General features: G+C 71.3%; 11 protein-coding genes. 3 read left to right on the top strand and 8 right to left on the bottom strand.

Features of this window, described 5'->3' with window-relative positions; translation table 11 throughout:
• Positions 1-50: 50 nt before the first annotated feature.
• Genes EIZ45_RS45720 through EIZ45_RS45700 form a run of 5 tightly spaced genes read right to left on the bottom strand, consistent with a single transcriptional unit; the run spans position 51 to position 3,116 of the window.
• Positions 51-1,190, bottom strand: coding sequence for an MFS transporter (locus tag EIZ45_RS45720; RefSeq protein WP_134670400.1), 1,140 nt, complete (start codon positions 1,188-1,190; stop codon positions 51-53).
• Between the two features lie 9 nt (positions 1,191-1,199).
• Entirely contained in the window at positions 1,200-1,730 is a 531-nt protein-coding gene (locus EIZ45_RS45715; RefSeq protein WP_134670402.1) for a Chromate resistance protein ChrB, read from the bottom strand.
• 20 nt (positions 1,731-1,750) lie between these two features.
• Positions 1,751-2,272, bottom strand: a complete 522-nt coding sequence (locus EIZ45_RS45710; protein ID WP_167756739.1) for a TetR/AcrR family transcriptional regulator — start codon at positions 2,270-2,272, stop codon at positions 1,751-1,753.
• Entirely contained in the window at positions 2,269-2,451 is a 183-nt protein-coding gene (locus EIZ45_RS45705; protein WP_134670406.1) for a hypothetical protein, read from the bottom strand. The genes EIZ45_RS45710 and EIZ45_RS45705 overlap by 4 nt, the downstream gene beginning before the upstream one ends.
• Positions 2,452-2,492: 41 nt before the next feature.
• On the bottom strand, positions 2,493-3,116 hold the full coding sequence (locus EIZ45_RS45700; protein WP_134670408.1) for a class I SAM-dependent methyltransferase: 624 nt from the start codon (positions 3,114-3,116) through the stop codon (positions 2,493-2,495).
• 158 nt (positions 3,117-3,274) lie between these two features.
• On the opposite strand from EIZ45_RS45700, the gene EIZ45_RS45695 reads away from it, so the two are divergent.
• The 3 genes from EIZ45_RS45695 (at position 3,275) to EIZ45_RS45685 (ending at position 5,008) form a co-directional block, all read left to right on the top strand.
• Complete coding sequence (locus EIZ45_RS45695; protein ID WP_134670410.1) at positions 3,275-4,171, top strand: RNA polymerase sigma-70 factor; 897 nt, start codon at positions 3,275-3,277, stop codon at positions 4,169-4,171.
• A 123-nt stretch (positions 4,172-4,294) separates the two neighbouring features.
• Positions 4,295-4,561: a GlsB/YeaQ/YmgE family stress response membrane protein gene (locus EIZ45_RS45690; protein ID WP_037820087.1), complete on the top strand. Its 267-nt coding sequence runs from the start codon at positions 4,295-4,297 to the stop codon at positions 4,559-4,561.
• A gap of 165 nt (positions 4,562-4,726) precedes the next feature.
• Complete coding sequence (locus EIZ45_RS45685; RefSeq protein WP_037820086.1) at positions 4,727-5,008, top strand: DUF3040 domain-containing protein; 282 nt, start codon at positions 4,727-4,729, stop codon at positions 5,006-5,008.
• A 455-nt stretch (positions 5,009-5,463) separates the two neighbouring features.
• Here EIZ45_RS45685 and EIZ45_RS45680 read toward each other — a convergent pair whose 3' ends face one another.
• The 3 genes from EIZ45_RS45680 to EIZ45_RS45670 form a co-directional block, all read right to left on the bottom strand.
• Positions 5,464-5,940: a hypothetical protein gene (locus EIZ45_RS45680; protein ID WP_037820082.1), complete on the bottom strand. Its 477-nt coding sequence runs from the start codon at positions 5,938-5,940 to the stop codon at positions 5,464-5,466.
• Positions 5,941-6,224: 284 nt separating this feature from the next.
• Positions 6,225-7,136: a helix-turn-helix transcriptional regulator gene (locus tag EIZ45_RS45675; RefSeq protein ID WP_134670414.1), complete on the bottom strand. Its 912-nt coding sequence runs from the start codon at positions 7,134-7,136 to the stop codon at positions 6,225-6,227.
• 372 nt (positions 7,137-7,508) lie between these two features.
• On the bottom strand, positions 7,509-7,635 hold a 127-nt coding region (locus EIZ45_RS45670), incomplete at its 5' end, for a Fe-Mn family superoxide dismutase (protein WP_240692056.1).

Below are 7,635 nucleotides of genomic sequence, written 5' to 3'. Positions count from 1 at the left end.
AGATTCCCAGTCCAACTTCCGGGGAGCAGTTCATTCCCGGAGGGTTCCCCTCACGACTTTCGGAAGCCAGTCACCACCAGTCCGATCACCGCCAGCACCACAGCCAGCCCGCCGAACCCCGCCCCCAGCGTCGCCGCCGACGCGATCGCGCCGACCAGCAGCGGACCGCCCGCGTCGCCCAGTTCCCGGCCGACCTCGGCCGCCCCCATCGTCTGCCCGAGCCGTTCCTTCGGCGCGGAACCGGCCAGATGCGCGAACCCGATCGGCGTGGCCACCCCGACCCCGACGCCGATCGCCACCGCCGCGACCACCACTCCCACGACACCCGGCACGAACGCGCCCAACGCCAGCCCAGCGGCGGTCAGCAGCAGCCCGCCGGCCATCCCCCATCCGTCCGGGATCCGCCCAGCGTCCCGGAGCCGGCCCGCCCACGGCTGCACCAGCGCGGAGCACAACGCCAGCACCGACACCACTGCGCCGGTCGCCACCGTGCCGAGTCCGCTCGCCGCCCCGGTGACCGGCAGGAATCCGATTCCCACCGCGAGCGCCCCGGTCGTTCCGGCCAGCACCGCGGTCGGCCGCAGGAAGCCAGGTTCAGCGAGCCGGCGGGCAAGGTCGACAACGGTCTGGCGCTGTCGCGGCAACGGTTCCGGCGCGGGCACCACCAGCGCGGCCCAACCGGCGACAACGAAAGCCAGCACCGCCAGGGTGCCGAACAGCAAGGCGAATCCGCCCAGCGTGATCAGCACGCCGCCAAGCAACGGCCCCAGCGTGTACCCGACGCTCTTCCACGCGCCGTAACCGCCGAACGCCCGCCCCTGCCGTTTCGCCGGCGACAACCGCGCGACGAGCGCCCCGGCCGCGGGCGAGAAGGCTGCCGCGGCCGCGCCTTGACCGAATCGCGCCAGCCCGACCGCCGCCGGGTTTCCCGCGACGACAAAGGCCGCCGACGCGAGCGCGAACGCCAGCAATCCGCCGAGCAGGACCGGCCGCGGCCCGATCCGGTCGGCCAGCGAGCCGAACACCGGCTTCAGCACGACCTCGGCCCCGTCGTAGACCGCGAGCAGCAATCCGAGGGTCAGCAAGGAATCGCCGTGCGTGTACGCGCCGAGGCTGGCGGCGATGCTGTGCGCGCCGAACGCGGTGACGAACCCGGCGGCGTACAGCGGACGCAGCTCAGCAGAACGCATCGGAAACCCTCACATCTGGTGCAGGGCTTGGAAAACCTGCTCGGTGTAGTCCGCGAGCCGCTCGGCGCACCGCTTCAGCTGCTGCTCGGCCTCCGCCGCCGAGGGCGCGCCGAACACGTCCCGCGCCTTCAGGTCCCGATGCCAGCGCCGCAACCGCTCGAGGCTCTGCTCTTCCTCTTCCAGTTCGGCCATCGTGAACTTGCCGATCCGGATTTCCTTGTCGATCTCGGCGTCGAACTTCCCGCAGTCGGCCAGGAACTCCGTCCACTCCTCTTCCCGCTCGGCAGTGAACAGCTCCACCAGGCGCGAACCGTCCCGTTCCGCGGCGTCGAGCGTGATCACCTCGCCGTCGCCGCGTTCGGCCAGCTCGACGGCCCGCGCGACGCCGCCGGCGAACCCGGGCACGTCCGGCACCGCCCAGGCGCCCTGCCCGAGCGACAACGCGCCTACCCGCCGCAGCTCACGCCACACGGCGACCCGATGCCGCGACGGTCCGGACGGCACCCGAACCACCAGCACCAGCCACTTGTCGTCTGCCACAGCGCTGAATGTATCACGTGTTACATGCAGCCAGGTAGCGCCGCGAGGAACGCGCCGACCGTCCGGTCCGCCAATGCCCGACGGTCCGCCATCGGCAGCGAGAGACACTGCAGCGTCACGCCGTCGATCATGGCGAACACCTGCGCCGCGACGTCCTCGGACAACCCGGCATTGACATACCACTGCCGCAGCTCGCGATCGAGGCTCGCGTTTTCCTTCTGCAGCACCGGATCCACGACCGCCGCCGCCGCGTACGCGAGCCACACCCGGGCCCGCCGGGCGCGCGGTTCGTCCAGCGGCAGCCACAGCTCGACGAAGTCGGCGATCGATTCCGGTTGCGCCGCTTCAATTTCCGCCAGGAACTGCTCGCCCGCGTACTCGAAACCGGCGCGCACGAGGTCGCTCTTCGTGCGGTAGTAGTACTGCACCTGAGCCGGGGAAACGCCCGCCGCGGCGGCGACCGTCCGCACACTGAGCGCGCCGATTCCCTGCTCCGCCAACACATTCAGCACCGCGTCGAGCACATGGGCGGCACGCTTCACTGCCGGGACGCCCGCCACGCGACCGCGACCAGTTCAAGCACCCCGATCACTCCCACGACCACGCCGGCCTGCCGCAGCCCGATCACCGGCGTCTCGACGTCGTGGAACACGAAGTACAGCACCGCGCCGACGACCACCATCAGCACGCCGACCGCGATCTGCCCCAGTTTGCCGCTCATCGCACCCCTCCTATACGAACGTACAATACGACCGTACAGGACTAGCCGGTCTTCCGCGCCGCCACCCGCTCGACGATCCCGGCCTTGCTCCGCTCCGCCCGCTCCACCGCGAACCCGGCCGCGGCGAGCAACGGCAGCGGCCGGCGGGTCAGGTAATCCCCCAGCCGGGACACGGTCAGCTTCTCCAGCAGCCGCTGACCAGCGAGAACGAAGCGGCGATGGCTGCCGACGTGGTCCAGCAGCAGCAACCGGCCGCCCGGACGCAGCACCCGGTGCATCTCCGCGATGGCACCACGTTCGTCCGTGACGCCGCACAGGCCCAGCGTGCAGACGACGGTGTCGAACGTGCTGTCCGGGAACGGAAGGGACTGCGCGTCCGCCTCGGTGAGCGTCGCCTCGCGGCCGGTCTCGGCGGCGCGCCGACGGGCGAGGTCCAGCATCGACGGGCTGAGGTCGATCCCGGTCAGCCGCACGTCCGGCGGGTACAACGGCAGGTTCCGACCGGTCCCGACGGCGACCTCCAGCACCTCCCCCGTAGCCTGCCCGCACACCCATTCGCGGCCGTCGGCGAGCAGCGCCCGTTCGAACCACGCGATGTCGCGGTCGTAGCGCGGCGCGGCCTCGTCCCACGTCCGCCGCAGCCAGTCCGGTCCCCGTTCCGCCATCGTCGCGAACTCCTCTCGGTCGAGCGCTGCCCCGGCTACCCTCGCATCCCGTGGGGCGCTTCGACTACGACGCCGAACCGCACGCCGGGCTGGTGTCACAAACTCCCGGCGGCCGGCGTCCTATGGGCGATCGACCCCAGAACGCGAAGGAGCCATCCATGACAGCGCCCGGCGAAGCGAGCCCGGACCTCGCCACCGAGACCTTCCTCGCCCACCGGAACCTGCTGTTCACCGTGGCCTACGAGATGCTCGGCTCGGCCGCCGACGCCGAGGACGTGCTGCAGGAAACCTGGCTGAAGTGGGCGGGGGTCGACCTCGAGGAGATCCGCGAGCACCGCGCCTACCTGGTCCGGATCACCACCCGCCAGGCGCTGACCCGGCTGCGCACGCTCGGCAGGCGCAAGGAGTCCTACGTCGGCACCTGGCTGCCCGAACCGCTGCTCACCGCGCCGGACGTCGCCGAGGACGTCGAACTGGCCGACAGCGTCTCGACGGCGATGCTGCTGGTGCTCGAAACGCTGCGGCCGACCGAGCGCGCGGTGTTCGTGCTGCGCGAGGTCTTCGACGTGCCCTATGACGAAATCGCCGAAGCCGTCGGCAAAACCCCGGCCGCGGTACGGCAGATCGGGCACCGGGCGCGGTCGCACGTCTCGGCCCGCCGCCCGCGCGGCGACGTCACGCCCGCCGAAACCCGCGGCGCGCTCGACGCGTTCAAGAAGGCCGTCGAGACCGGCGACCTGCAAGGCCTGCTCGACCTGCTCGCCCCGGACGTCGTCTTCCTCGGCGACGGCGGCGGCGTCAAGCAGGCGGTGCCGCGGCCGATCGTCGGCGCGGACAAGGTCGCGCGGCTGCTGGCCGCCGGGAGCGCCCAGATCCCCGCGCCGCTGCGCCCGATGCAGGTCAACGGGCATCCGGCGCTGGTGCTGAAGCTCGACGGCGAGGTCGACACGGTGCTCACGCTGCGCATCGACGACGGCAAGATCACCGGCCTGTACGCGGTGCGGAATCCGGCGAAGCTGTCGCACATGGACACGGAAACCGCCCTCCGCCGCTGACTCCTCGCCGGTACTACGGAAAGTAGCCCCGACGCTGGCGCGCGCCACCCGGTCGGACCATGCCATCCTGGTCCGGCCAGGGGCGGCCCGAGAGGCCGCCGCCGTACCGAGGAGAGGACCGACGTGGGCGTTGTCAGCTGGATCGTGCTGGGCCTGATCGCCGGAGTGATCGCGAAGGCCCTCATGCCGGGCAAGGACCCGGGCGGCTGCATCATCACCATCCTGCTCGGGATCGGAGGCGCGTTCGTGGGCGGCTGGATCGGCAAAACGCTGTTCCACACCCAGCTCGGGACGTTCTTCGACCTGCGCACGTGGGGTCTCGCGGTGCTCGGCGCGCTGGTCATCCTGACCGGCTACCGGCTCATCGTGGGCGGCCGCCGCCGCGACTGACCCGCACGGGCGGCCCGCTGCCGGACGCGGCGGGCCGCCCCCGCTCCGCGGCTTCCCGGACTCACCCGCACGGGGCGTCGAATCGAACTCGACCCCGGATTCCGGCCGGATTTCGTGGCAGAATCAGCGGAGAAGTCCCGGCCAGGTCGACGGGCGGAGCGGACGATGGCGCTGCGCGACCACGAACAACACCAGCTGGACGAGATCGAGCGATGCCTCGCCCAGGAAAATCCGCGCCTTGCCCGCCGGTTCGAGAAGTTCCGCCCCATGCCCGCGGTCACCTTCGCCGCGGCCGCGCTCGGCGTGCTCAGCGTGTTCCTGACCGGCCTGGTCACCCTGGTGGTCGGCTTCGGAATGGGCTCGGCCGCCCCGATCGCGGTGGGCGCGGTGCTCACGACGGCGATCCCGCTCGCGATCATCTGGTTTTATCGTTGCCATTGGCGTTGAGGCTCTCGTACGAAGCTTGTGGTGCAGCGCGAAGCCTTCGCCCACGACGCCCGCGCTCACACCCCATGCAGCAACACGCGCCGGGCAGACCGGCGGGCAAGGCGAACCCCGCCCCGGTGGTGGTCGAACCGGCCCCGCGCACGCTGGCAGCGCACCGCCTCGCGCTCACACCCCATGCAGCGACCCTCCCCACGCCAACCCGCGGGTGCGGCGCGAACCCGCTACCCACGACGGCCGAACCAGCCCCGCCCACCTCTAAGCCAGCAACCCTCCCCCGCGCCAACCGGCGGTACAGCGCGAATCCCCGGCCGAACCGGCCCCGCGCATGCTGGCAGCCGAACCCGGCAGCAACCCCGCCCGCGCTCACTCCTCAGCCAGAGACCCGCCCCCGCGCCAACCCGCCGGTGCAGCGCGAACCCCGCACCCACGACAGCCGCACCACTCCCGCCCACGCCTCAGCCAGCGACCCGCCCCCGGGCGAATCGGCGGTACAACGCGAATCCCGCGATCGCGGTGACCAGTTCCCAGGCGACCGTCGTGATCACCGAGACCGACAGGACGTCGAGGCGGTCCGGCGACGAGGCCCGGAGCTGGCCGCGTGCGTCCATGCGGATGCGGGTCAGGCCGCGGGCCGCCGGGTCGGAGCGCAGCGGGATGTTCGCTTCCTCGGCGCCGCCGTCCGGGGCGGTCCACGTGACGCGCCGGGTGTCGGGCATCGCGGCGCCCTCGCTCCCCCGCAGCGCGCCGGATCCGGGCTGCACGGCGGCGACGACGGACCGGCCCGGCGCGCGGTCGATCGCCGCCGAGCCCTGCCGGTGGATCCACAGCCCCAGGCAGATCCCGGCCAGCGCCGAGACCGCAACCGCCGCGGCCAGGACCGGAAGGAGGAACACGCGCCCGCGCGCCGCGGACGCGCGGAAACCAGAAGCCATGATCCGAGAATGCCGCGAAAACCGGGAACGCGGCAGGGTTCGCGGACAAATGTGCCCAAGTCGCAGGAAAAAAGGCCCGCCGCGGGCAATCCGAGCCGGGATCGATGTCCGATTTCACCCGTTCTTTTCACTCATTCGTGGGTAACACCACACTGAGGCAACTCAACCGCCGCAGCCGGATCGGCGAGACGCGTTCCATTCCGCACCGGCCGCCGGTCGTGCTGACACGTCGTTTATTGCCGCTGTCTTCCGTTAGTACGTGGAATTCTCCCCCGCGCGCCCCATCATTCCCCGCCGGAAGCGCTCAGCAACGCGAGTCCGGTGGCCGTCGCCGCGTGCCGGACGGTCTTCCCGTCCTGCTGGCTTTCCACCAATCCCGCGCGGCGCAGGACGCCCGCGTGCTTGCTCGCCGCGACCGGTGTCACGCCGATCTCCCCGGCCAGTTCGGCGGTGGATCTCGGGATCGTCAGCGCGTGCAGCGCGCGGGCGCGGGTCGTGCCGAGCAGGTCCGGCAGCGGGTCCTGGGCGGCATCCCCCGCGGTGATCGCGGACCGGCCCAGTACCACTGGCGGTTCTGGTCCGGTCGCCGGATCCGGTTCCACGACCCGGAAATAGGCCGGGATCACGAGCAAGCCTCCGAAGTAGACACTGCGATCCATAGGAGGTTCGCCGGAGAATTCCGGGCCCTCCCAGGGGATCGCGGCACCGGACCGTTCCGGATGGACGGCCGGAGTCTGCCGCGCGAGGATGTACGACGTGAGCAGCGTGCGCGCCCCGTCGGCCACTTCCCCGACCCACGACGGCGCGACCCCGTGCACGAAGAACGTCTGAAGGTCGGCCCGCAGCCTCGTTTTCTCCACGCGCACGACGCCGTCCCCCGCGACCGGACCGATCTCCCGCCGCCGCTCCGCCGGTCTCAGCACTCCCGTGCGGCGGACCGTCGCGTCGCCGCCAGCGGGCAACGCCTTCACCGCCCGGTTACGGAACTCCAGCGCCGGCGCCGGACGGGGTTGCGGAAGCAGCCCCTCCCGCCGAAGCTGCTTGCGGGCACGAGCCGACCAGACCCGCAGCCCGCCCGCCGGGCGGCGGCTCTGCAGCGCGGTGAGGCTCAGCACCAGTTCCCACAGCGGATCGGGGCCGGTGCGCCGCCTCGTCCGGCCGAAATCGTCGTCGGTGAAATGAATGCGCAACGCCATGTGCTCCCCCTGCCCCCCGACATGGTTGCGCTTCCAGGGTGCCGCGCCGGTCCGCCGCTGTCCAGGCACTTGTTCGATCAGGGGAAAGAACCCACCGAATGCGAGCGAATCTCGCTGAATCAGGTGGTCCTCGCACAGACGACCGGTGCGCGCGAATCGGCATCCGCATTCGGCGGGCGTGCAGCGTGCACGTCCGGATGCACCCGGATCCAGGCCGTGCAGGTGGCTGCCGGGATGCGCGGGCGACCAGCAGTTCCCGACATTCGTCGCAGCGATTTCCCCCAGCCGGGCGACTAATTGCGCCGAAACCCGCGAAACGGGGCCCGGCCGCATGGGCCGGACCCCGTTTCCGGTGCCTTCAGTGCGTCGGGCTCAGCCGAGCAGGAGGCCGTTGCCGCCGGCGACGGCGTTGTCGAAGCGCTTGCTGATCTCAGCCCAGTTGAAGATGTTCCACAGGGCCTTGACGTAGTCCGGCTTCACGTTCTTGTAGTCCAGGTAG

Origin of the sequence: Amycolatopsis sp. CFH S0740 (genome assembly GCF_004522315.1) — a bacterium.
Classification (GTDB): Bacteria; Actinomycetota; Actinomycetes; order Mycobacteriales; family Pseudonocardiaceae; genus Amycolatopsis; species Amycolatopsis nivea.
Note: the sequence above shows the minus strand (reverse complement) of the source record. Positions and strands in the feature narration are given on the sequence as shown.

What these genes read in the sequence shown, in the direction of transcription:
- EIZ45_RS45720 (WP_134670400.1), bottom strand. Translation starts at nt 1,190, where the DNA reads ATGCGTTCTGCTGAGCTGCGTCCGCTGTACGCCGCCGGGTTCGTCACC.
- EIZ45_RS45705 (WP_134670406.1), bottom strand. Translation starts at nt 2,451, where the DNA reads ATGAGCGGCAAACTGGGGCAGATCGCGGTCGGCGTGCTGATGGTGGTC.
- EIZ45_RS45700 (WP_134670408.1), bottom strand. Translation starts at nt 3,116, where the DNA reads ATGGCGGAACGGGGACCGGACTGGCTGCGGCGGACGTGGGACGAGGCC.
- EIZ45_RS45695 (WP_134670410.1), top strand. Translation starts at nt 3,275, where the DNA reads ATGACAGCGCCCGGCGAAGCGAGCCCGGACCTCGCCACCGAGACCTTC.
- EIZ45_RS45685 (WP_037820086.1), top strand. Translation starts at nt 4,727, where the DNA reads ATGGCGCTGCGCGACCACGAACAACACCAGCTGGACGAGATCGAGCGA.
- EIZ45_RS45680 (WP_037820082.1), bottom strand. Translation starts at nt 5,940, where the DNA reads ATGGCTTCTGGTTTCCGCGCGTCCGCGGCGCGCGGGCGCGTGTTCCTC.
- EIZ45_RS45675 (WP_134670414.1), bottom strand. Translation starts at nt 7,136, where the DNA reads ATGGCGTTGCGCATTCATTTCACCGACGACGATTTCGGCCGGACGAGG.